Origin of the sequence: Pseudomonas sp. efr-133-TYG-5, from assembly GCF_030209175.1 — a bacterium.
Lineage (GTDB): Bacteria > Pseudomonadota > Gammaproteobacteria > Pseudomonadales > Pseudomonadaceae > Aquipseudomonas.
In genome coordinates this window covers 130,648-154,004 of record NZ_JARVSM010000004.1, presented here as the reverse complement: position 1 = coordinate 154,004, position 23,357 = coordinate 130,648, and the positions used below count along the sequence as shown (strand labels likewise).

Genomic DNA, 23,357 nt, shown 5'->3' with positions numbered 1-23,357 from the left:
GCCATGCTGATTCCTGTGATTCTCTCCGGCGGTGCCGGGACTCGTCTGTGGCCGGTGTCGCGCGAAGGCCATCCCAAGCCGTTCATGACCCTGCCCGACGGCCAGTCGCTGCTGGGCAAGACCTACCAGCGCGCGGCGGCATTGCTCGATGGCTGGGGCGACATCGTCACGGTGACCAACCGCGAGTACTACTTCCAGAGCAAGGATCACTACTGCGCCGCCCGCGTGTCGAAACACCGCGGACACTTCCTGCTGGAGCCGAGCGGGCGCAACACCGCCCCGGCCATTGCCGCCGCTGCCCTGGCGCTGCAAGCCCTGCATGGCGACGCCGCGATCATGGTGGTGATGCCTGCCGATCACCTGATCGTCAACCAGGACGCGCTCAAACAGGCGGTCGAACACGCGGTCAACCTGGCCCGGGATGGTTATCTGGTGACTTTCGGCGTGGTTCCGACCGCCCCGGAAACCGGCTTCGGCTACATCGAGACCGGCGCGCCGCTGGATGCCCGGGGCGCGGCCAAAGTGCAGCGTTTCGTGGAAAAACCCGACCTGCAGACCGCCACCCATTACCTGGAGAGCGGCAACTTCCTGTGGAATTCCGGGATGTTCTGCTTCTCCATCGCCACCCTGCTCGCCGAGCTGCAATTGCACGCGCCCGAGCTGCTTGAGCAGACCCGCGCCTGCCTGGCGGCCAGCGAACCCCTGGAAACCAGCGGTTACCTGCAACAGGAGCTGGCGCCGGCGCTGTTCGCCGAGATCACCGACATCTCCATCGACTACGCGTTGATGGAGCGCTCGGAAAAAGTCGTGGTGGTACCGGCCGGGTTCGACTGGAGCGACATCGGTTCATGGGGCGCAGTGGCCGCGCTGGTGCCGGCCGATGCCGACAACAACCGCGCCAGCGGCGAAGCGATCTTCATCGACAGTCACGACAACTTCGTGCAGAGCGACGGTCGCCTGGTGGCCACCGTGGGTGTGGATAACCTGATCGTCATCGACACCGCCGACGCCGTGCTCGTCGCCCATGCCGACCGTGCACAGGACGTGCGCCGGGTGGCCAAGCAGCTCAAGGACAAATCCCACGAAGCCTATCGCCTGCACCGCACCGTCAGCCGGCCGTGGGGCACCTACACCGTGCTCGAGGAAGGCCCGCGTTTCAAGATCAAGCGCATCGTGGTCAAGCCCGGCGGCAAGCTGTCGCTGCAGATGCACCACCACCGCAACGAGCATTGGGTGGTGGTCGAAGGCATGGCCAAGGTCACCAACAATGGCTCGGGCACCACGCTGGTGGCCAAGAACGAATCGACGTTCATCGCCGCCGGACACAAGCATCGCCTGGAAAACCCCGGCGTGATCGACCTGGTGATCATCGAAGTGCAAAGCGGCGAATACCTGGGAGAGGACGACATCGTCCGCTTCGAAGATCAATACGGCAGGACGGTGTGAATGCTGCTTTCCCTGTTCCGCTCGCTGCGCAGCTACCGTGGATTCATCCTCGGCAGCGTCAAGCGGGAGTTTCAAGCGCGGTATCGCAATTCGCTGTTCGGCGCGCTGTGGACGGTACTCAACCCGCTGTCGATGATCGTTGTGTACACGGTGATTTTTTCCCACATCATGCGCGCGCGACTGCCCGGCGTGGACGACGGCATGGCCTACAGCGTCTACCTGTGCGCCGGCCTGCTGACCTGGGGCCTGTTCTCGGAAATCACCCTGCGCTGCCAGAACATGTTTCTGGAAAACGCCAACCTGCTGAAGAAAATCAGCTTCCCGCGCATCTGCCTGCCGGTGATCGTGTTGCTCAACGCTGCGATCAACTTCGCGATCATCATCGGCCTGTTCCTCGGTTTCCTGCTGATCACCGGGCGCTGGCCCGGCATGGCGCTGCTGGCCCTGCTGCCGCTGCTCGCCCTGCAAGTGCTGTTCTGCGCGGGGTTGGGGATGATCCTTGGCGTGCTCAACGTGTTCTTTCGCGACGTCGGGCAGCTCTTCGCCATCTGCCTGCAATTCTGGTTCTGGCTGACGCCGATCGTCTATCCGCTGAGCATCCTGCCGGAATGGGTACAGCGCCTGCTGCAACTCAATCCGCTGACCAACCTGATCGGCAGCTACCAGAACCTGTTCCTCTACGGCCAGTGGCCGGTCTGGAGTTCACTGCTGCCGATCCTGGTGATCGCTGTGCTGCTGTGTGTGATCGGCCTGCGCCTGTTTCGTCAGCGCGTCGGCGAAATGGTGGATGAACTCTGATGGGCCACATACGCGTCACGGGCCTGGGCAAGGCCTACAAGCAGTACCCTAACCGCTGGAGTCGTCTGGCCGAATGGCTGATTCCGTTTTCGCCGATGCGCCATCACCCGCATTGGGTGCTGCAGGATGTGAATTTCGAAATCGCCCCCGGTGAAGCGGTGGGCATCGTCGGGGTCAACGGCGCCGGCAAAAGCACCCTGCTGAAAATGATCACCGGCACCACCCAGCCAACCTGCGGGCAGATCCGGCTCGAAGGCCGGGTCGCCGCGCTGCTTGAATTGGGCATGGGCTTTCACCCGGATTTCACCGGCCGGCAGAACGCGGTCATGGCCGGGCAACTGCTGGGCATGCAGGTCGAAGACATCGCAGCGCTGATGCCGGACATCGAACGCTTCGCGGAAATCGGCGAGGCCATCGATCACCCGGTACGCACCTATTCCAGCGGCATGCAGATGCGCCTGGCGTTCAGCGTCGCCACGGCGCGCCGCCCGGACATCCTGATCGTCGACGAGGCCCTGTCGGTGGGCGACGCCTATTTCCAGCACAAAAGCTTCGACCGCATCCGCAGCTTCCGCAAGGCCGGCACCACCCTGCTGATCGTCTCCCACGATCGTTCGGCGATTCAGTCGATCTGCGACTCGGCGATCCTCCTCGAGGGCGGTCGCATGGCCATGCACGACAAACCGGAGGCGGTCATGGATTACTACAACGCCCTGCTCGCCGAGCGCGAAGGCCAGACCGTACGCCAGGAAACCCTCGCCGGCGGTCAGGTGCAGACCGTCTCCGGCACCGGCGAGGCCGGCATTCTCAGCGTGCGTCTGCTCGATGAGCGCGAGCGCGCCATCGACGCCGCAGAAGTCGGTCAGCCGGTGGTGCTCGAGGTGCAGGTGGAGATCCGCCAGGACATCGAACGGCTGGTGCTCGGCTTCATGATCAAGGATCGCCTCGGCCAGGCCATGTACGGCATCAACACCCACCGCCAGAATCAGGCGCTCGACGACCTGCGCGCAGGCGAGCGGGTCACTTATCGCTTTGCCTTCGTCATGGGCCTGGGCAAGGGCAATTATTCGGTGGCGCTGAGCCTGTCGCGCCTCGACTCGCACCTGGACCGCAATTTCGAATGGCGCGACTACGGGCTGGTGTTCCACGTGATCAACAACCGCGAAGAAGACTTCGTCGGCTGCGCCTGGCTCGGTGCCAGGACCTCGATCAGCCGTAGCAGCGAACCCTTGGTGGAGCGCGCGCCATGACCCGCCTCCTGGTCGAATGCACGCACGTGTTCCGGCACCCGAAGATCAATTCCGGGATTCAGCGGGTGGTGCGCAACGTCATCCAGCAGTTGCCGCCGAGCGCACACGGTATCGAGTGCCTGCCGGTGATCCTGCTCAAGGGCCGCCTGTACCGCGTGACGCGCCTGGCCCCTCTGGACTCGCCGCTGCTCAACGCCATCGTCACCTTCGGCGAACGCCTGGAGCGCCTGGCCCATCGTTTCTGCCAACTGCACCAGCGCCTCGACGGCCGCCTGCGTCGGAAATTCGCCCGGCGCCTGTTGTACGTGGGTTATCGCCTGAGCAACTTCGCCGCGTTCGGTATACCGCTGCGCCTGATCGAACAGATCAACCGCTATCAGTTGCCGCAGCGGTGTGCCCCGCTGCAACACCAGCCGGGCGATCAACTGGTGCTGCTCGATTCGTCCTGGCACTCGGACTTTTTCCACCAGGTCGAACGGTTCAAGCGCGACGGCGTGGGCATCGTCGCGGTGATCTACGACCTGATCCCGTTGTCCCACCCGCAGTTCTACGACACCCGGCTGGTGCAGGTTTTCAGCGAGTGGTTCGACTGGCTGACCCGCACCGCTGACGGCTTCATGGCGATTTCCGCCACCGTGCGCGATCAAGTCCATGCAGAACTGCAGCAGCGCATCGGCGCGGCGCAGGTCGAGCAGCGCTGGTTCGATTACTTCCACCTCGGCTCGGAGCTGGACCTGCGCAGCGCCGATGCCACGGTCGAACCGCGCCTGGCCCAGTTGTTCGCCACGCCGCAACCGCTGTTCCTGATGGTCAGCACCATCGAGCCGCGCAAGAACCACGCCTACCTGCTGGACGCCTTCGAGCGTGCCTGGGCCAACGGCTCGCAGGCGCGGTTGTGCATTGCCGGGCGTATCGGCTGGAAGTGCGAGGCGCTGCTCGCCCGGGTGCGCGGGCACGCCGAACTGAACCGTCGGCTGTTCATGTTCAACGACCTCAGCGACACCAGCCTCGAACACGCCTACGCCCACGCCAGCGCCCTGGTGTTTCCTTCGTTCATCGAAGGCTTCGGCCTGCCCCTGGTGGAAGCGATGCAGCGCGGTTTGCCGGCGATGGGCAGCGACATTGCGGTGTTCCGCGAAATTGGCGGTGAATTCATGGCCTATTTCGATCTGCAGGATCCACAAAGCCTCGCCGACCTGCTGCTCGCCTTCGAACGCAGCGGCCACTTCCCTGCCCCGCGCAACGTGGCCGACTGGCGCTGGATCGGCTGGCGCGAAGCCAGTGCGCAACTCACCGAGCGCACCGCGCGCAATGTCCTGGAGGCGCCGGCGGCGCAAGCGAGGCATCATGCGCATTGCCCTTAACGCACGGATTCTGCAGGCGCCGCGCACCGGTATCGGCCATTACGTCGCCGAACTGGTCAGCGCGTTGCGCGCCGAAACCGATATCGACCTGACGCTGTTCCATGGCTGGGGCTGGAGTCCGGCGTTGCCGGAGGCAGCGATGCCCGGCTACTCGCGGCTGACGCCGTTGCTGCGGCAGATCCCCGGCGCCTATCAGGCCCGCCGCTGGCTGGAGCAGAAGCGTTTCGACCAGGGCCGCGCGCAACCCATCGACCTGTATCATGAGCCGAGCCTGTGGCCGCTGGCCTTCGACGGCCCGACGGTGATCACCCTGCACGACCTGACGCACCTGCATTTCCCGCAGACCCAGCCCGCCGCCCGGCTCAAGGAAATCGAACGCCGTCTGGCCGCCGGGGTGCAGCAGGCGCGGCTGATCCTCACCGACTCGCAGGCCATCGCCGATGAAGCGCGGGATTACTTCGGCCTGCCCGCCGACCGCTTCGTGATCGCGCCGTTGGGCGTGGCCGCGCGCTTCCATCCACGCGAGCCGGCAGCGATCGATGCGGTGCTCAAGGCCCACGCCGTCGCGCCGCGGGAGTATTTCCTCTGCGTCGGCACCCTGGAACCACGCAAGAACCTCAACCTGGCCCTGCGCGCCCACGCCCGGCTGCCGGATGCGGTGCGCCAGCGGTTTCCGCTGCTGATCGTCGGCATGGCCGGCTGGCAGCGCGAGCAGTTCAATGACGAGTTGCGCCAGGCGCTGGCGTCCGGTCATGTGTGCCTGCTCGGTTACCTGCCCGACGAAGACGTGGCGCAATTGCTCGCCGGCGCCCGTGCGCTGATCTTTCCGTCGCTGTACGAAGGCTTCGGCCTGCCGGTGCTGGAAGCGATGGCCAGCGGCACCCCGGTGGTGGTCACACGTTCTTCGGCAATGCCGGAGGTCGCAGGGCCGGCGGGCAACTATATTGAAGCTGACGATGCAGACGGCCTGCGTGACGCCATGAGCCGGCTGATCGACGATCACGCGCATTGGCAGGCATGCCGGGAAGCCGGATTGCAGCAGGCACGGCTTTTTTCCTGGAAGCGTTGTGCAGGGGCCACGGCCCAGGCCTACCGCCAGGCCATGGGAGGTTGAATGCGAGTTCTACATTTCTTCAAGACCTACCTGCCCGACTCGGTCGGCGGTATCGAACAAGTGATCTTCCAGTTGTGCGAAAGCGGTGCCCAGCACGGCATCGACGGCCAGGTGCTGACCCTCAGCGCCAATCCCGAGCCGGCCGTGGTGCAACTCGGTCACCACGAAGTGCATCGGGCCAGGCTGGATATCCAGTTCGCCTCCACCGGATTTTCCTGGAGCGTGTTCAAACAGTTTCGCGAACTGGCCGCCGAGGCCGACGTGGTCAATTACCACTTTCCGTGGCCATTCATGGACCTGGTGCATTTCGCCAGCGCCCTCGGCAAGCCGAGCGTGGTGACTTACCACTCGGACATCATTCGCCAGAAACACCTGCTCAAGCTCTATCGGCCGCTGATGAACCGCTTCCTCGCCAGTGCCGACCGCATCGTCGCGGCGTCGCCCAACTACCTGCACACCAGCGACGTGCTGCAGCAGTTCCAGGACAAGACCCGGGTCATTCCCTACGGTTTGAACAAGGCCGGTTATCCACAGCCTGACGCCGAGCGTATGACTCGCTGGCGCGAACGCCTTGGGGATAAGTTTTTCCTGTTCGTCGGGGTGATGCGCTACTACAAGGGCCTGCACATCCTCCTCGATGCCCTGCAGGGCGTCGATTATCCGGTGGTGATCGTCGGCGCCGGTCCGCTGGAGCAGGCGCTGCACGCCCAGGCGGCGGCGCTGGGCCTGCGCAACATCCATTTCCTCGGACGCCTGGATGACGCCGACAAGGTCGCCCTGCTGCAACTGAGCTACGCCATCGTGTTCCCCTCGCATCTGCGCTCCGAAGCCTTCGGCATTTCGCTGCTCGAAGGGGCGATGTACGGCAAACCGATGATCTCCAGCGAAATCGGCACCGGCACCAGCTACATCAATATCCACAACGAAACCGGCCTGGTGGTGCCGCCCAGTCATCCCCAGGCCTTCCGCGAAGCGATGCGCACCCTGTGGGAAAACCCAGAACGTGCCGCCGCCATGGGTGTGAAGGCCGAAGCGCGCTACCGGCAGTTATTCACCGCCGATGAAATGGGCCGCAAGTGGACGGCGCTGTATCAGGAACTGCTGGAAGAAAAAGCGCTGTCCTACGCCTGATCGATGTATCCGCCGCCCTCTCCGGCGGCGCCGTTACAGGTCCAGCACCAGCGCTTGTTCACTCTGCGCCGGCACCGCACAGCAGATCAGCACGTGCCCGGCCTCGGGGATCTCCGCCGGGACCTGTGGATAATTCACCGCACCGCTGACCAGACGCGTCTTGCAGGTGCCGCACGAACCGCCGCGGCAACTGAACTCGGGGCGCAGGCCGCGGCTTTCCGCCAGCTCCAGCAAACTGCCGCCGTCAGGCTGCCAGCGTGCCTCCTTGGCCGAGCGCTCGAATATCACCGGCACCGCGGTGGTGGCCGCCGGCGGCTGTTGAATAACGATCGCATCGGCGTCAGCCTGGCGTTTCAGCGTCGAGGGCCCGAAGGTTTCCGCGTGAATCCGCGCATCGCGCACATCCAGCTCGCGCAATTGGTCGTAGACGCCCTGGGTGAAACTGCCGGGACCACAGAGTACGAAGTCGACCTGATCGTAATCTTCCTCCGTGAGCAGATTTCTCAGCAGTGCGCCGTCAATGCGCCCGTGCAGGTCGAAATCCGCGCCCTGCTGCACATCGGCTTCCGGCTGACTCAACAGCCGTACCAGCCGTACCGAGTCGCCGGCGCTTTCCAGCAGGCGATCGAGCTCACGGCGAAACGGTTGGTCGGCGAGGCTGCGCGAACTCTGCAACAGCCAGGTCGGACGAATCCCGCGGGTGCGCAGGCCCTGATACACCACCTCGCGCAGCATCGACAGCAGCGGCGTGATGCCGACACCGGCCGCCAGCAACACCAATGGCCGCCGTTCCAGCGGCGCCACGGTGAAATGCCCCTGGGGCGCCCGTGCCTCGAGCACGTCGCCGACGCGAATGTGCTCATGCAGATGGCTCGACACCCGCCCCTCGCGCTTGACGCTGATGCGGAAGAAATCGTCCGACGGCGCGCTCGACAGGCTGTAGGTGCGGATGTGCACTTCACCGTCGAGCGTGAAGCGCAGCGGCAAGTGCTGCCCGGCGAGGAACACCGGCAACCCGGCCCCATCGGCCGGCTCGAGGTAGATCGAGCGGATATGGCGGCTTTCCATCTCGATCTTCGCCACCCGCAGCGGCCGCCAGCTGTCCCCCAGTTGCTGCGCCTGCAAGCGCGCCTCGGCCTGGGCCCAGGTGCCGGTGAGCAGACTGGTCGGCGACATGCCGTCGAAGCGCCAGCGCAAGGCCAGCGCCGCCGGCCGCCGGACACATTTTTCCACTTCGAACGTCCACAAGCGCTCCGCGCCCTGAAAGGCGTCGATCTGCGGACCGTCGAGAATGATCTCGGTGCGGCCGCTCAGTTGCAGCACGTCACCGGTGGAAAAGTCGATGAACAGCAAGCCGGCCCGGGGATTGAGCAGGAGATTGCCGAGGGTGTTGAAATGCAGGTTGCCGGCGAAATCCGGGATGGTCAGGCGATTGCCCTCGACGCGGACGAAACCCGGCTGGCCACCGCGATGTGACACGTCCACCGCACGCTGGCCATCGACCTCGACGTAACTGGCGACAAAAAACGTGTCGGCGCTGGCGATCAGCGCCACGGCGGCGTCATCGAGTCCGTCAGCGTACTCGGCGGGCCGGGTCGCCGGATCCGTCAGCGCTACGCGCTGGAACTGGCGCAGCTGTATGTATTGCGGGCAGTTACCGAACGCCTGATCCACCGCCAAGTTGAAACCGCCACCGTGCAATTGCTCGACATGCCCGTTGAGGCGATTGCGCCGGCGTGTATGCAGCTCGATCCCCAGCAGGCCGATGGCGGCGCCATCGTGCACCTGCGCCGGGTCGTCGGCAGCAGGAACGCTGGAGAACTGCAGATGGGTCGGATCTGGCGAGCGGGCAAATCCAGGTTCGCCTTCGAGCACGCTGGCCCAGGGACAACCGTCGGCGTCGACCGCGCCGTACACCATGAACGGCAGCTGCTGATAGAACTCTCGGTGCTGATCGGGCATCCAGGTGCGAATGACCTTGCGCCCGAAGGCCTCCATACGCTCGGCGACGCCGACATGGGCCTGCAACTGTTGCTCGCCAGCGTGCCAGGGTGAACGTTCCATCACGACCTCTCCCCCGCGCCACTGGCGCAGTGTGAATGGCCCGGGTGACCGGGCGGGAAACTCAGGCGGTTTTCTGCAGGCCGGCAACGGTGCGCGGCATGCCGACAAACCCGGGCAAGGCTTCGATACGGGCCAGCCAGGCGCGAACATTAGCGTAGTCATCCAGCGACACATTGCCTTCCGGCGCATGCGCGATGTAGCTGTAGCCCGAGATGTCGGCGATGGTCGGCTCGTCGCCGGCCAGGTAGGGGGTCTTGCCCAGTTCCAGGTCCATCACCTTGAGCAGGTTGTGGGCGCGGGTAATCAGCTCCTCGGCGTTCAATTGCGCGCCGAATACAGTAATCAGTCGCGCCGCCGCCGGGCCGAAGGCAATCGGTCCTGCCGCCACCGACAACCAGCGTTGGACGCGCGCGGCACCTTCCGGATCACTCGGCAACCAGCGACCTGCACCGTACTTCTGCGCCAGGTAAACCAGAATGGCATTGGAATCGGCCAGCACCACGCCGTTGTCGTCGATCGCCGGCACCTGGCCGAAGCTGTTGATCGCCAGATAGGCCGGCTGCTTGTGCTCGCCCTTCGCCAGATCGACGAAGATCGTTTCGGTCGGCAACTTCAGCAGCGCCAGCATCAATTCCACCCGATGGGCATGGCCGGAACGCGGGAAGTTGTAGAACTTGATCGGTTGCATGGTCGACTCCGCTGGATGAGGGCGCCGCTGCGGGTTGAGGGCGCCGATGGAGGCCATCTTCTACCCATCGCCGAAACAACAGAATCACCAGCAAACGCAATCGATTATTTCACTGAGTGAAATAACGCCGCCTCCGTCAACGCCGGATGTTCGCGCAACGCCTTCACTGCGTAATCAACAAAGCTGCGCACCCGCGCCGGGGCCTTGCGCCCGCCCTGATACACCACATGAATCGGCAGTGGCGGCAGCTCGAACTCGGCAAGGACGATTTCCAGCTCGCCGGCGGCGACTCTGTTCGCCACCTGATAGGACAGCACGCGCGTCAGCCCCAGGCCCAGGCACGCGGCGGTGATCGCGGCTTGATTGGCGGTCACCACCAACCGCGGTTCCGGACGCACCACCAGCGGTTCGCCCTGTTCGAGAAATGGCCAGTTGCGCATCTGCCCGGTGGCGGCCGTCGCCACCACCGGCAACCCGGCCAGCGCCTGGGGATGCTGGGGTCGGCCATGTGCAGCCAGGTAGGCCGGCGAACCGCACACCACGCGGCGCACCTCCCCGACCCGGATCGCGTGCTGATTGCTGTCCGGCAACTCGCCGATGCGCACCGCCACGTCGATACCTTCCTCGACCATGCTGACGACCCGGTCCACCAGCAAGGCGTTGATCGACACCTCGGGATACTCGGTCAGATACCCGGCCATTACCGGTGTGACAAACAGCTCACCGAACAACACCGGCGCCGTCACGGTCAATTGCCCACGGGGCTGGGCGTGGCTGCCGGCGGCGGAATCCTCGGCTTCCTGCACCTCGCTGAGAATTCTCCGACAGTCCTCGAGATACCGCTGGCCGGCTTCGCTGAGATGCACACTGCGCGTGGTGCGGATCAGCAACTGCGTACCGATGCGCTGTTCCAGTGCCGCCACCGCTCGGGTCACACTGGCCGCCGACAAGCCCAGCCGCCGCGCGGCCGCCGCGAAACCCTGCTCCTGGGCGACGGTGGCGAAGACCTGCATTTCCTGGAAGCGATCCATGATGACCTCCCGCTGCACATGAAAAAATCGCAGCCGAGGCTGCGATTTTTTTCAGGGATACCCGCTGTGGATAACTTATTCCACCGTCACCGACTTCGCCAGGTTGCGTGGCTGGTCGACGTCAGTGCCCTTGAGCACGGCGACGTAGTACGACAGCAACTGCAGCGGAATGGTGTAGAGGATCGGCGAGAGGATGTCGTGGATGTGCGGCATCTGCACCACGTGGGTGCCTTCGCCATTGGTCATCCCGGCCTTCTCGTCGGCGAACACGATCAGTTCGCCGCCGCGGGCGCGGACTTCCTGCAGGTTGGACTTGAGCTTTTCCAGCAGCTCGTTGTTCGGCGCCACGGTGACTACCGGCATGTCGTTATCCACCAGAGCCAGCGGACCGTGTTTCAGCTCGCCGGCCGGGTAGGCTTCGGCGTGGATGTAGGAGATTTCCTTGAGCTTCAGGGCACCTTCCATCGCCACCGGGAATTGTGCGCCACGGCCGAGGAACAGCGTGTGATGCTTCTCGGCGAACAGCTCGGCGATTTTCTCCACGGTGCTGTCCATGGCCAGGGCTTCGCCCAGGCGGGTCGGCAGGCGCCGCAGTTCTTCCACCAGGTTGGCTTCGACGTCTTTGCCCAGCGTGCCGCGCACCTGACCCAGGGACAGCGTCAGCAGCAACAGACCCACCAGTTGGGTGGTGAAGGCCTTGGTCGATGCCACGCCGATTTCACGACCGGCCTGAGTCAGCAGGGTCAGGTCGGATTCGCGCACCAGCGAACTGATGCCGACGTTGCAGATCGCCAGGCTGGCGAGGAAGCCCAGTTCCTTGGCGTTGCGCAGCGCGGCCAGGGTGTCGGCGGTTTCGCCGGACTGGGAAATGGTCACGAACAGGGTGTCCGGCTGCACCACGACCTTGCGGTAGCGGAACTCGCTCGCCACTTCGACCTGGCACGGGATGCCGGCCAGTTCTTCGAGCCAGTAACGCGCGACCATGCCGGCGTGATAGCTGGTGCCGCAGGCGACGATCTGTACGTTGCGCACTTTGGCGAACAGCTCGGCCGCTTGTGGGCCGAACGCCTGCACCAGCACCTGGTTCTGGCTCAGACGGCCTTCCAGAGTGCGCTGCACGACGGCTGGCTGCTCATGGATTTCCTTGAGCATGTAGTGACGGAACTCGCCCTTGTCGGCGGCTTCGGCACCGTCGCTGTACTGCACGGTCTGACGCTCGACCACGTGGCCGTCGACGTCCCAGATCTGCACGTTGTCGCGACGGATGTCGGCGATATCGCCTTCTTCCAGGTACATGAAACGGTCGGTGACCTGACGCAGGGCCAACTGGTCGGAGGCGAGGAAGTTCTCGCCCAGGCCCAGACCGATCACCAGCGGGCTGCCACTGCGCGCAGCCACCAGGCGATCCGGCTGCTGGCCACTGATCACCGCCAGACCGTAGGCGCCGTGCAATTCCTTGACGGTGGCCTTGAGGGCCGCGGTCAGGTCAGGCAGATCCTTGAGCTTGTGATTGAGCAGGTGGGCGATGACTTCGGTATCGGTGTCCGAGGAAAACACGTAACCCAGCGCCTTGAGCTGTTCGCGCAGGGCTTCGTGGTTTTCGATGATGCCGTTGTGCACCACGGCGATATCGCCGGAGAAATGCGGGTGGGCATTGCGCTCGCACGGCGCGCCGTGGGTCGCCCAACGGGTGTGGGCAATGCCCAGACGGCCAACCAGCGGATGTTCGGCCAGGGCCGCTTCCAGTTCGCCGACCTTGCCCGGACGGCGCATGCGCTCGACGCTCTGGTCGTTGGTGTACACCGCCACACCGGCACTGTCATAGCCGCGGTACTCAAGGCGCTTGAGACCTTCGACCAGAATGGCGGTGATGTTCCGTTCAGCAACTGCGCCGACAATTCCACACATGCTTATTTCTCCTGACTGACAGCCGCGCAAATCAAGTTGATACCGCGGGCCTGAATCTGATCCCGTGCATCGAAAGGCAGGCGATCATCGGTAATTAGGGTATGGACACTGCTCCACGGCAGTTCCAGGTTGGGAATCTTGCGACCGATCTTGTCGGCCTCGACCATCACGATCACTTCCCGCGCCACTTCCGCCATCACCCGGCTGAGGCCGAGCAATTCGTTGAAAGTGGTGGTGCCGCGCACCAGGTCGATGCCGTCGGCACCGATGAACAGTTGATCGAAGTCGTAAGAGCGTAGTACCTGCTCGGCGACCTGGCCCTGGAAGGATTCCGAATGCGGATCCCAGGTGCCTCCGGTCATCAGCAGCACCGGCTCGTGCTCGAGTTCGCTCAAGGCATTGGCCACGTGCAGGGAGTTGGTCATCACCACCAGGCCCGGTTGCTGGCCGAGTTCAGGGATCATGGCGGCGGTAGTGCTGCCGCTGTCGATGATGATGCGGGCGTGCTCGCGTATGCGTTTTACTGCAGCACGGGCAATCGCCTGTTTGTATTTCGAAACGCTCTGGCCGGGTTCAGCGACCAGTTCCTGGGGCATGGTGATCGCTCCGCCGTAGCGGCGCAGCAACAGCCCGTGGCTTTCCAGGGCCGCCAGATCCTTGCGAATGGTCACTTCCGAGGTTTCGAAGCGCTTGGCCAGCTCATCCACACTGACTTCGCCCTGCTCGTTGAGCAAGGCGAGGATGTTGTGGCGGCGCTGGGGGGTGTTGCGTTTCGACATGGTGATCTAAGTTTCGATTCGAAAGATAACGCAAGCAATCAAAACCTATTGGCCTGGAATCGTCAAGCGCCGGCCATAAAAAAATCGCAGTCCCCAACAGCCCTGCAGGCGCTGTCGGAGGCTGCGATCTTCTGATCGTCAAGCCGCTGTGGATAACTCAGCTCTTCTTGATCTTCTCCGGGCGCTTCCAGCCATCGATATTCTTCTGCCGCGCACGGCCGACGGCCAACTGCGCGTTATCCACATTCTGGGTAATGGTCGAGCCGGCTGCGGTGGTTGCCCCCGCGGAGATATCCACAGGCGCCACCAGCGAATTGTTGGAGCCGATGAACACGTCTTCACCCAACACGGTTTTCCACTTGTTGGCGCCATCGTAGTTGCAGGTGATGGTGCCGGCACCGATGTTACTGCGCGCACCGATCTCGGCATCGCCCAGGTAAGTCAGGTGACCGGCCTTGGCACCCTCGCCCAGGCGAGCGTTTTTCAGTTCGACAAAGTTACCCACATGGGCACGGGCTTCCAGCACGGTGCCTGAACGCAGGCGCGCGAACGGGCCGGCATCGCTGCCTTCACCGAGGATCGCACCTTCGATATGGCTGTTGGCCTTGATCACCACGCCTTTGCGCAGGGTGCTGTTCTTGATCACGCAGTTCGGACCGATCACCACGTCGTCTTCGATGACCACATTGCCTTCGAGAATCACGTTGATGTCGATCAGCACGTCGCGACCGACGCTGACTTCACCGCGCACGTCGAAACGCGCCGGATCGCGCAGGGTCACGCCCTGGGCCATCAGACGGCGGCCGGCGCGCAACTGGTAATGACGCTCGAGCTCGGACAGCTGCTTGCGATCGTTGGCGCCCTGCACTTCCATCGGATCGTGCGGCTGCTCGGTGGCCACCACCAGACCGTCGCTGACGGCCATTTCGATCACGTCGGTCAGGTAGTACTCGCCCTGGGCGTTGTTGTTCGACAGCCGGCTCATCCAGTCGGCCAGGCGATTGGCGGGTACCGCGAGAATGCCGGTGTTGCCTTCGGTGATCGCGCGTTGTGCTTCGCTGGCGTCCTTGTGCTCGACAATGGCCGCAACCTTGCCATCGGCGTCACGCACGATGCGGCCGTACCCGGTCGGGTCGTCCAGCTCGACGGTGAGCAGGCCCATCTGCCCAGGCACAACGTGCTTGAGCAGACGCTGCAGGGTTTCGACTTCGATCAACGGCACATCACCGTAGAGAATCAGCACGGTGTCGGCAGTGATGAACGGCACGGCCTGGGCGGTGGCATGCCCGGTGCCCAGCTGCTTGTCCTGCAAGACGAAATTCAGGTCATCGGCCGCCAGGCGCTCGCGCACCACGTCGGCGCCATGGCCGATCACTACGTGAATGCGTTGTGGGTCAAGCTGCCGGGCGCTGTGGATAACATGGCCAAGCATGGAATTGCCGGCGACCGGGTGCAGCACCTTCGGCAACGCGGAGCGCATGCGGGTGCCTTGACCGGCCGCGAGAATAACGATTTCGAGAGACATGACTGGCTACCAATCCTGGGTGGTCAGCGACTGCGACCGGGTTGTAAAAATCGGAAAAGAAAAAAGGGTAGCCGAGGCTACCCTTTTTTATCAATCGCACAACAAGCGATGACGGATTAACCGCCAAACTTCTTGCGGATCTGCTGGACGGTGCGCAGCTGAGCTGCGGCCTCGGCCAGACGTGCGGACGCAGCTCCGTAGTCGAAATCTGCGCTCTTCTCGTGCAGAGCAGCTTCGGCAGCCTTGAGAGCTGCTTGAGCCTGAGCTTCATCCAGGTCGGCGGCACGTTGCACAGTGTCGGCAAGAACCTTGACCATGTTCGGCTGAACCTCGAGGAAACCACCGGAGATGTAGAACACCTCGGCTTCCCCGCCTTGCTTGATCAGGCGGATCGGACCTGGCTTCAGATTAGTGATCAGCGGCGCGTGACCCAGAGCGATACCAAGATCACCCAGTGCACCGTGCGCAATCACCATCTCGACCAGGCCGGAAAAGATTTCCCCTTCCGCGCTGACGATATCGCAATGGACTGTCATAGCCATCTGATTGCCTCAACCTAAATTAGCGCCCGTTGCCGGGCGCCGGGATTACAGTTTCTTGGCTTTCTCGATCGCTTCTTCGATGCCGCCAACCATGTAGAACGCTTGTTCTGGCAGGTGGTCGTAGTCACCGTTGAGGATGCCTTTGAAGCCAGCAATGGTGTCTTTCAGGGAAACGTATTTACCCGAAGCACCGGTGAAGACTTCAGCCACGAAGAACGGCTGCGACAAGAAGCGCTGGATCTTACGAGCACGGTTTACCAACTGCTTGTCGGCTTCCGACAGCTCGTCCATACCCAGGATCGCGATGATGTCCTTCAGCTCTTTGTAACGCTGCAGCACGTACTGGACACCGCGAGCGGTTTCGTAGTGATCGTTGCCGATCACGTTCGGATCCAGCTGACGCGAAGTCGAGTCCAGTGGGTCTACCGCCGGGTAGATACCCAGGGAAGCGATGTCACGGGACAGAACGACGGTGGCGTCCAGGTGAGCAAACGTGGTGGCTGGCGACGGGTCAGTCAAGTCGTCCGCAGGTACGTATACGGCCTGGATCGAAGTAATCGAACCTTGCTTGGTCGAAGTGATGCGCTCTTGCAGCACGCCCATCTCTTCAGCCAGGGTCGGCTGGTAACCTACTGCCGAAGGCATACGGCCCAGCAGTGCGGATACTTCGGTACCGGCCAGGGTGTAACGATAGATGTTGTCGACGAACAGCAGAACGTCGTTACCTTCGTCACGGAACTTCTCGGCCATGGTCAGGCCGGTCAGGGCTACGCGCAGACGGTTTCCCGGCGGCTCGTTCATCTGACCGTAAACCAGTGCCACTTTGTCCAGAACGTTGGAGTCCTTCATCTCGTGGTAGAAGTCGTTACCCTCACGAGTACGCTCACCCACACCGGCGAACACGGAATAACCGCTGTGCTCGATGGCGATGTTACGGATCAGTTCCATCATGTTTACGGTCTTGCCTACACCGGCACCACCGAACAGACCGACTTTACCGCCCTTGGCGAACGGGCAAACCAGGTCGATAACCTTGATGCCGGTTTCCAGCAGCTCGTTGCCACCCGCCTGTTCAGCGAAGGAAGGAGCGGCGCGGTGGATACCCCAGCGCTCTTCTTCGCCGATCGGGCCGGCTTCGTCGATCGGGTTGCCCAGTACGTCCATGATCCGGCCCAGGGTCGCTTTACCGACCGGTACGGAGATGGCTGCGCCAGTGTTGTTGACGTCCAGACCGCGCTTCAAGCCTTCGGTGGAGCCCATCGCAATGGTACGAACCACGCCGTCGCCCAGCTGCTGCTGAACTTCCAGAGTGGTTTCGGCGCCTTGAACCTTCAAGGCGTCGTAGATGCTCGGTACGCTGTCGCGTGGGAATTCCACGTCGATAACGGCGCCGATGATTTGAACGATACGTCCGCTACTCATAGCTGGATCCTCTGAATATTTGAACCGTTAAACCGCGGCAGCGCCGCCGACGATTTCCGAGATCTCTTGGGTGATCGCAGCCTGACGCGCCTTGTTGTAGATCAGCTGCAAATCGCTGATCAAATCACCGGCGTTGTCGGTAGCGTTCTTCATCGCGATCATCCGCGCAGCCTGTTCAGCCGCGTTGTTCTCGACCACCGCCTGGTACACCTGCGACTCCACGTAGCGCACCATCAAGCCGTCAAGCAGCTCTTTGGCGTCTGGTTCGTAGAGGTAGTCCCAGTGGTGCTTGAGTTCTTGATCCGGGGTTGCCACCAGTGGAATCAACTGCTCCACGGTAGGCTGTTGTGTCATGGTGTTGATGAACTTGTTGGATACCACGGACAGGCGGTCGATACGGCCGTCCAGGTAGGCATCCAGCATCACCTTGACGCTGCCGATCAGATCATTGATCGACGGCTCTTCACCCAGGTGGCTGATAGCTGCAACGACGTTACCGCCGAAGTTGCGGAAAAAGGCCGCACCCTTGCTACCAACGACACACAGATCAATCTCGACGCCGTTTTCGCGGTTTACCGCCATGTCCTTGACCAGGGCCTTGAACAGGTTGGTGTTCAAGCCGCCGCACAGACCACGGTCACTGCTCACCACGACATAACCGACACGCTTGACTTCGCGGTCGATCATGAACGGATGGCGGTATTCCGGGTTGGCGTTGGCCAGATGCCCAATTACCTGGCGGATACGCTCCGCATAAGGACGGCTAGCAGCCATGCGCATTTGTGCCTTGCGCATTTTGCTGACCGCCACTTTTTCCATGGCGCTGGTAATTTTTTGCGTGCTTTTGATGCTCGCAATCTTACTGCGAATCTCTTTTGCGCCTGCCATGTAACACCTATCAGGTTAGCAAGCGGGAGCCTTGCGGCTCCCGCTGCGGCTTACCAGGTTTGGGTGGCCTTGAACTTCTCGATACCAGCCTTCAGGCCAGCGTCGATTTCGTCATTGAAGTCACCTTTAACGTTGATCTTCGCCATCAAGTCGGCGTGATCGCGGTTGAAGAAAGCAATCAGCGCTTGTTCGAAGCTGCCGATCTTGGCGATTTCAATGTCAGTCAGGAACCCACGCTCAGCGGCATACAGCGACAGCGCCATGTCAGCGATCGACATAGGTGCGTATTGCTTCTGCTTCATCAGCTCGGTAACGCGCTGACCATGCTCAAGTTGCTTGCGGGTCGCTTCGTCCAGGTCAGAGGCGAACTGGGCGAATGCCGCCAGTTCACGGTACTGAGCCAGAGCGGTACGGATACCACCGGACAGCTTCTTGATGATCTTGGTCTGAGCGGCACCACCCACACGGGATACCGAAACACCGGCGTTCACTGCAGGGCGGATGCCCGAGTTGAACATGGCCGATTCCAGGAAGATCTGACCGTCGGTGATGGAAATCACGTTGGTCGGAACGAACGCGGAAACGTCGCCAGCCTGGGTTTCGATGATCGGCAGTGCGGTCAGGGAACCGGTTTTGCCGGTCACTGCGCCGTTGGTGAACTTCTCTACGTACTCTTCCGAAACGCGGGATGCGCGCTCCAGCAGACGGGAGTGGAGATAGAACACGTCGCCTGGGTAAGCTTCACGGCCTGGTGGACGGCGCAGCAGCAGGGAAATCTGGCGGTAAGCCACTGCTTGCTTGGACAGATCGTCGTAGACGATCAGCGCGTCTTCACCGCGGTCGCGGAAGAATTCACCCATGGTGCAACCGGAGTACGGTGCCAGGAACTGCAGTGCGGCCGATTCGGAAGCACTTGCAGCAACGATGATGGTGTTAGCCAGAGCACCGTTTTCTTCCAGCTTGCGAACAACGTTGGCGATGGTCGATTGCTTCTGACCAATGGCTACGTAAACGCAGAAAATGCCGCTGTCTTTCTGGTTGATGATCGCGTCGATCGCCAGAGCGGTTTTACCGATCTGACGGTCACCGATGATCAGCTCACGCTGGCCACGGCCGACAGGGATCATGGCATCGACAGCCTTGTAGCCAGTCTGTACAGGCTGGTCTACCGACTTACGCCAGATCACGCCCGGAGCAACTTTCTCGACCGCGTCGGTCTCGGTGTTGCCCAGTGGACCTTTGCCGTCAACAGGGTTACCCAGTGCGTCGACAACGCGACCCAGCAGTTCCTTACCAACCGGAACTTCGAGGATGCGGCCGGTGCACTTGGCGCTCATGCCTTCAGCCAGAGTCGTGTATGCGCCCAGTACAACGGCACCTACGGAGTCTTGCTCCAGGTTGAGGGCCATACCGTAGACGCCGCCCGGAAACTCGATCATCTCGCCGTACATGACGTCGGCCAGACCGTGAATCCGCACGATACCGTCAGATACGCTGACGACAGTGCCTTCGTTACGGGCTTGGGAGGTCACATCGAGCTTTTCGATGCGGCCCTTGATAATTTCACTTATTTCGGAAGGATTGAGTTGCTGCATTGCTCTGCTGCCCCTTCAAACTCAAGATTTCAATGCTTCGGCCAGTTTCGCGATTTTGCCGCGAATCGAGCCATCGATAACCAGGTCGCCGGCGCGGATGACAACACCCCCGATCAGGGATTTGTCTTCCTCGACTTGCAGGCGCACTTCCCGGTTGAGTCGTGCACTGAGAACCTTGGCGAGTTTGTCTTGCTGTTCTTGGTTCAATGCAAAAGCACTGGTCACTTCAACGTCTACCGATTTCTCTTGCTCGGCCTTGTACAGGTCGAAAAGAGCGGCGATCTCCGGCAGAAGCGGGAGACGGTCGTTTTCGGCAACGACGTGAATGAAATTCTGTGCCTTGGCATCGAACTTGTCGCCGCACACGTCAATGAACGTGGCGGCCTTTTCTGCGCTCGTCAGTCGCGGGGCCTTGAGCACGCGCTGCATGGTGTCGTCTTCCGACACCGCTGCTGCCAGGCCGAGCATGGCTGACCAATTGGCCAGTTGCTGGTGGGCCTGAGCGTGCTCGAAGGCCGCCTTAGCGTAAGGTCGGGCCAACGTGGTCAGTTCTGCCATGATCGCCCTCGCTTAGATTTCAGCAGCCAGTTGGTTAACCAGCTCTGCGTGCGCGTTTTGATCGATTGTCTTGCCCAGGATCTTCGAAGCACCGCCAACGGCCAGGCTACCCACTTGGGCGCGCAGCGCGTCTTTGACGCCGTTCAGTTCCTGTTCGATCTCGGCCTGAGCCTGAGCCTTCACACGGTCAGCTTCGACGCGAGCCTGTTCACGGGCTTCGTCGACAATCTGGGTACCGCGTTTCTTGGCTTGCTCGATGATTTCAGCTGCCTGAGCTTTCGCTTCGCGCAGTTGCTGACCCGCTTTCTCTTGGGCCAACTCCAGGTCGCGAGCTGCTCGGCTGGCAGCGTCCAGACCATCAGCGATCTTCTTTTGACGTTCGTGCAGAGCCGAAATGACCGGAGGCCATACGTACTTCATGCAGAACAATACAAAAATCAGGAACGCAACGGACTGGCCAATCAGGGTCGCATTAATGTTCACGCCAACACCTCGCAGTTACGTTGTCCATCACACCAAATTACCCGGAAGATCCGAGTAATTAGCCAGCGATCTGACCAACGAACGGGTTCGCAAAGGTGAAGAACAGAGCGATACCAACACCGATCATGGTTACGGCGTCGAGCAGACCGGCAACGATGAACATTTTAACTTGCAGCATTGGAACCATTTCTGGCTGACGCGCGGCGCCTTCCAGGAACTTGCCGCCCAGCAGGCCGAAACCAATTGCGGTACCCAGTGCGCCCAGGCCGATCAACAGTGCAACAGCGATAGCGGTTAGACCAACTACAGTTTCCATCTTTCCTCCCGACTTTTACGTCGTATGGTTTAGGTTTTTTAGATTAAAGCGGTAAAACAAATCGTTTCAGAGGCCCGGTTAAGAGCCCCCTCCCGTTTGACCGGGAGGGACATCAGATCAGCCGAGGCTGCTCTTAATGGTTTTCTTCGTGCGCCATCGACAGGTAGACGATGGTCAGCATCATGAAGATGAACGCCTGCAGGGTGATGATCAGGATGTGGAACACTGCCCACGCCCACTGCAGAACAACGCCCAGGCCGCTGAGCCAGAGCAGGCCGCTGCCGAACATCACAGCGATCAGGATGAACACCAGCTCGCCGGCATACATGTTGCCGAACAGACGCAGAGCCAGGGAGATCGGCTTGGCGATCAGGGTCACGAATTCCAGCAGGAAGTTCACCGGGATCAGCAGCGCCTGAACGAAGATGTTCTTGCTGCCGAACGGGTGCAGGGTCAGTTCGCCGATGAAGCCGCCGATGCCCTTGACCTTGATGCTGTAGAAAATGATCAGTGCGAAAACCGAGAACGCCATGCCCAGGGTCGCGTTCGGGTCGGTGGTCGACACGGCGCGGAACGGGATGTGGTGGTCGCCGGAGATCAGGATGGCCAGCTGAGGAATCCAGTCGACCGGTACCAGGTCGACGGCGTTCATCAGGAACACCCAGACGAAGATGGTCAGTGCCAGCGGTGCAATCACCGGGCTACGGCCATGGAAGCTGTCTTTCACGCTGCCATCGACGAATTCGACCAGCACTTCAACGAAGTTCTGCAGTGCACCCGGCTGACCCGAAGTCGCCTTCTTGGCCGCCATGCGGAAAAGAAGAACGAAGATCAGACCCAGCGCGACCGACCAGCCGAGGGTATCGACGTGGAAAGCCCAGAAGCCCATTTCTTTGGCCTCTGCTGCGGTATGGGCAAAGCCCCAGCCGCCGTTGGGTAGCTGACCGAAAGTCAGGTTCTGCAAGTGGTGCTGGATATAGCCCGAAGCGGTTGTTTCTGCCATGGTTGCCTCAAACGCCCTAAGGTCTCGAAAGTCTTGTTCTCATCAGCAGGGGAGCGAACCAGCTGACCGACTGAGTCAGCACGAAGGCGCCGAATACTGCGATCGGCGCCAATGGCTTCACACCTGCGAACACCAGTGCAAACAGCACTGCCGTCAAAATCAGTTTGCCTGCCTCGCCGGCATAGAATGACCGGACGATGGACTGGGCTGCTCGGGCGCCGGAAAACCGAAATGCCTTGTGAGCGAAATAAACATTGGGCAGCAAGGCTATCAGGCCTCCGCAAAGTCCCGAGTATCCGGCAACGACTCCATGCCATTGCCAGAGCGCCAAAGCGGCAATGAGCAAAATGACAAATTGAGCCATCAACACCGGAAAAACCGCCAGGCGATGGAACGGCAGGCGGTTTGGCTTGCGGGTTTCCATCACGATTGCTCTCCAATGGTCGGCTGCCAGAATTCAATAACTTGGCATAATTTGTGCCGACAAAATGCGCGCAGAGTATAGGGGCGGTTCTGCCCCTATTCAACTGTCAGGTAGTGATTTCCGACTGCGCGCTACATGAGGAAATGTTTCAGCGGATATGTGCGAGCACACCCTGCAGCTCATCGAGGGAGTTATAACCGATCACCAACTGGCCCTTGCCCTTCTTCCCGTGGCGAATCTGCACCGCAGAGCCCAGGCGCTCGGCCAGGCGTTGTTCGAGGCGAGCGATATCCGGGTCGGGTTTGGCTGCTTCCACAGGCTCCGGTTTGCCACTCAGCCACTGGCGAACCAGTGCCTCGGTTTGGCGCACAGTCAGCCCGCGTGCGACAACATGTCGCGCCCCCTCGACCTGTTGATTGTCCGGCAGACCGAGCAACGCCCGGGCATGACCCATTTCCAGGTCGCCGTGGGACAGCATGGTCTTGATCACTTCCGGCAGGGCAATCAGCCGTAACAGGTTCGCCACCGTGACGCGGGACTTGCCCACAGCCTCGGCCACCTGTTGCTGGGTGAGCTGGAATTCCTGCTGCAGACGCTGCAAAGCAATCGCTTCTTCGATCGGATTCAGGTCTTCACGCTGGATGTTCTCGATCAGCGCCATGGCAATGGCGGTTTCATCCGGCACGTCGCGCACCATCGCCGGGATAGTTTCCTGGCCAGCCTGCTGGCTGGCGCGCCAGCGGCGTTCGCCGGCGATGATCTCGAAACGTCCAGCGCCGATCGGACGCACCACGATCGGCTGCATCACGCCCTGGGCCTTGATCGAATGCGCCAGCTCTTCCAGCGCCTGCGGGTCCATGTCGCGGCGCGGCTGGTATTTGCCGCGCTGGATCAGATCCAGCGGCAGATGTTGCAACTCGCGTTGATCGGCCTGCACTGCCTGTTCTTCCAGGGAGCTGACGGTCGGACCGCTCAGCAAAGCATCCAGTCCACGTCCGAGACCTCGTTTCTTGACGGCCATGGGGATT

22 protein-coding genes are annotated in these 23,357 nt (G+C 61.8%); 6 read left to right on the top strand and 16 right to left on the bottom strand.

Features of this window, described 5'->3' with window-relative positions; translation table 11 throughout:
* Nucleotides 1-3 precede the first annotated feature (3 nt).
* Genes QRN70_RS15490 through QRN70_RS15465 form a run of 6 tightly spaced genes read left to right on the top strand, consistent with a single transcriptional unit; the run spans nucleotide 4 to nucleotide 7,103 of the window.
* A complete protein-coding gene (locus QRN70_RS15490; protein WP_285418861.1) occupies nucleotides 4-1,446 on the top strand; it encodes a mannose-1-phosphate guanylyltransferase/mannose-6-phosphate isomerase in 1,443 nt (480 codons plus the stop codon).
* Complete coding sequence (locus tag QRN70_RS15485; RefSeq protein ID WP_285418860.1) at nucleotides 1,447-2,244, top strand: ABC transporter permease; 798 nt, start codon at nucleotides 1,447-1,449, stop codon at nucleotides 2,242-2,244. It abuts the gene before it with no gap.
* Nucleotides 2,244-3,494 carry an ABC transporter ATP-binding protein gene (locus QRN70_RS15480; RefSeq protein WP_285418859.1) on the top strand — a complete coding sequence of 417 codons (1,251 nt, stop codon included), beginning with the start codon at nucleotides 2,244-2,246 and terminating at the stop codon, nucleotides 3,492-3,494. Before QRN70_RS15485 ends, QRN70_RS15480 begins: the two co-directional genes overlap by 1 nt.
* Entirely contained in the window at nucleotides 3,491-4,858 is a 1,368-nt protein-coding gene (locus tag QRN70_RS15475) for a glycosyltransferase family 4 protein (RefSeq protein WP_285418858.1), read from the top strand. The genes QRN70_RS15480 and QRN70_RS15475 overlap by 4 nt, the downstream gene beginning before the upstream one ends.
* A complete protein-coding gene (locus QRN70_RS15470; protein WP_285418857.1) occupies nucleotides 4,842-5,972 on the top strand; it encodes a glycosyltransferase family 4 protein in 1,131 nt (376 codons plus the stop codon). Before QRN70_RS15475 ends, QRN70_RS15470 begins: the two co-directional genes overlap by 17 nt.
* The gene (locus tag QRN70_RS15465) at nucleotides 5,973-7,103 is read left to right on the top strand and encodes a glycosyltransferase family 4 protein (RefSeq protein ID WP_285418856.1); all 1,131 of its coding nucleotides are present in this window, start codon (nucleotides 5,973-5,975) and stop codon (nucleotides 7,101-7,103) included.
* 33 nt (nucleotides 7,104-7,136) lie between these two features.
* On the opposite strand, the gene QRN70_RS15460 is transcribed toward QRN70_RS15465, so the two are convergent.
* The 16 genes from QRN70_RS15460 to QRN70_RS15385 all read right to left on the bottom strand — a co-directional run bounded on the left by QRN70_RS15460 (nucleotide 7,137) and on the right by QRN70_RS15385 (nucleotide 23,350).
* Nucleotides 7,137-9,167 (bottom strand): pyridoxamine 5'-phosphate oxidase family protein, encoded by a 2,031-nt coding sequence (locus QRN70_RS15460; RefSeq protein ID WP_285418855.1) that lies wholly within the window; start codon nucleotides 9,165-9,167, stop codon nucleotides 7,137-7,139.
* 61 nt (nucleotides 9,168-9,228) lie between these two features.
* Nucleotides 9,229-9,855 (bottom strand): glutathione S-transferase family protein, encoded by a 627-nt coding sequence (locus QRN70_RS15455; protein WP_285418854.1) that lies wholly within the window; start codon nucleotides 9,853-9,855, stop codon nucleotides 9,229-9,231.
* Between the two features lie 104 nt (nucleotides 9,856-9,959).
* Nucleotides 9,960-10,886 carry a LysR family transcriptional regulator gene (locus QRN70_RS15450; protein ID WP_285418853.1) on the bottom strand — a complete coding sequence of 309 codons (927 nt, stop codon included), beginning with the start codon at nucleotides 10,884-10,886 and terminating at the stop codon, nucleotides 9,960-9,962.
* A gap of 75 nt (nucleotides 10,887-10,961) precedes the next feature.
* Complete coding sequence (gene glmS / locus QRN70_RS15445) at nucleotides 10,962-12,794, bottom strand: glutamine--fructose-6-phosphate transaminase (isomerizing) (RefSeq protein WP_285418852.1); 1,833 nt, start codon at nucleotides 12,792-12,794, stop codon at nucleotides 10,962-10,964.
* Between the two features lie 2 nt (nucleotides 12,795-12,796).
* Nucleotides 12,797-13,573, bottom strand: a complete 777-nt coding sequence (locus QRN70_RS15440; protein WP_285418851.1) for a DeoR/GlpR family DNA-binding transcription regulator — start codon at nucleotides 13,571-13,573, stop codon at nucleotides 12,797-12,799.
* 157 nt (nucleotides 13,574-13,730) lie between these two features.
* Nucleotides 13,731-15,098, bottom strand: coding sequence for a bifunctional UDP-N-acetylglucosamine diphosphorylase/glucosamine-1-phosphate N-acetyltransferase GlmU (gene glmU / locus QRN70_RS15435; RefSeq protein ID WP_285418850.1), 1,368 nt, complete (start codon nucleotides 15,096-15,098; stop codon nucleotides 13,731-13,733).
* Nucleotides 15,099-15,214: 116 nt separating this feature from the next.
* The gene (locus tag QRN70_RS15430; RefSeq protein ID WP_007954164.1) at nucleotides 15,215-15,640 is read right to left on the bottom strand and encodes a F0F1 ATP synthase subunit epsilon; all 426 of its coding nucleotides are present in this window, start codon (nucleotides 15,638-15,640) and stop codon (nucleotides 15,215-15,217) included.
* A gap of 45 nt (nucleotides 15,641-15,685) precedes the next feature.
* Nucleotides 15,686-17,062: a F0F1 ATP synthase subunit beta gene (gene atpD, locus QRN70_RS15425; RefSeq protein ID WP_007954162.1), complete on the bottom strand. Its 1,377-nt coding sequence runs from the start codon at nucleotides 17,060-17,062 to the stop codon at nucleotides 15,686-15,688.
* A 27-nt stretch (nucleotides 17,063-17,089) separates the two neighbouring features.
* Nucleotides 17,090-17,950 carry a F0F1 ATP synthase subunit gamma gene (gene atpG / locus QRN70_RS15420; RefSeq protein WP_007954161.1) on the bottom strand — a complete coding sequence of 287 codons (861 nt, stop codon included), beginning with the start codon at nucleotides 17,948-17,950 and terminating at the stop codon, nucleotides 17,090-17,092.
* A gap of 50 nt (nucleotides 17,951-18,000) precedes the next feature.
* Nucleotides 18,001-19,545 carry a F0F1 ATP synthase subunit alpha gene (gene atpA, locus QRN70_RS15415; RefSeq protein ID WP_085606310.1) on the bottom strand — a complete coding sequence of 515 codons (1,545 nt, stop codon included), beginning with the start codon at nucleotides 19,543-19,545 and terminating at the stop codon, nucleotides 18,001-18,003.
* A gap of 21 nt (nucleotides 19,546-19,566) precedes the next feature.
* A complete protein-coding gene (locus QRN70_RS15410; protein WP_056854268.1) occupies nucleotides 19,567-20,103 on the bottom strand; it encodes a F0F1 ATP synthase subunit delta in 537 nt (178 codons plus the stop codon).
* A gap of 12 nt (nucleotides 20,104-20,115) precedes the next feature.
* Nucleotides 20,116-20,586, bottom strand: a complete 471-nt coding sequence (locus tag QRN70_RS15405; protein ID WP_285418849.1) for a F0F1 ATP synthase subunit B — start codon at nucleotides 20,584-20,586, stop codon at nucleotides 20,116-20,118.
* A gap of 58 nt (nucleotides 20,587-20,644) precedes the next feature.
* Entirely contained in the window at nucleotides 20,645-20,902 is a 258-nt protein-coding gene (gene atpE, locus QRN70_RS15400; protein WP_003097235.1) for a F0F1 ATP synthase subunit C, read from the bottom strand.
* Between the two features lie 133 nt (nucleotides 20,903-21,035).
* Entirely contained in the window at nucleotides 21,036-21,905 is an 870-nt protein-coding gene (gene atpB, locus QRN70_RS15395; RefSeq protein ID WP_042607991.1) for a F0F1 ATP synthase subunit A, read from the bottom strand.
* A 16-nt stretch (nucleotides 21,906-21,921) separates the two neighbouring features.
* A complete protein-coding gene (locus QRN70_RS15390; RefSeq protein ID WP_003229783.1) occupies nucleotides 21,922-22,329 on the bottom strand; it encodes a F0F1 ATP synthase subunit I in 408 nt (135 codons plus the stop codon).
* Between the two features lie 148 nt (nucleotides 22,330-22,477).
* Nucleotides 22,478-23,350: a ParB/RepB/Spo0J family partition protein gene (locus QRN70_RS15385; protein ID WP_285418848.1), complete on the bottom strand. Its 873-nt coding sequence runs from the start codon at nucleotides 23,348-23,350 to the stop codon at nucleotides 22,478-22,480.
* Between the last annotated feature and the right edge of the window lie 7 nt (nucleotides 23,351-23,357).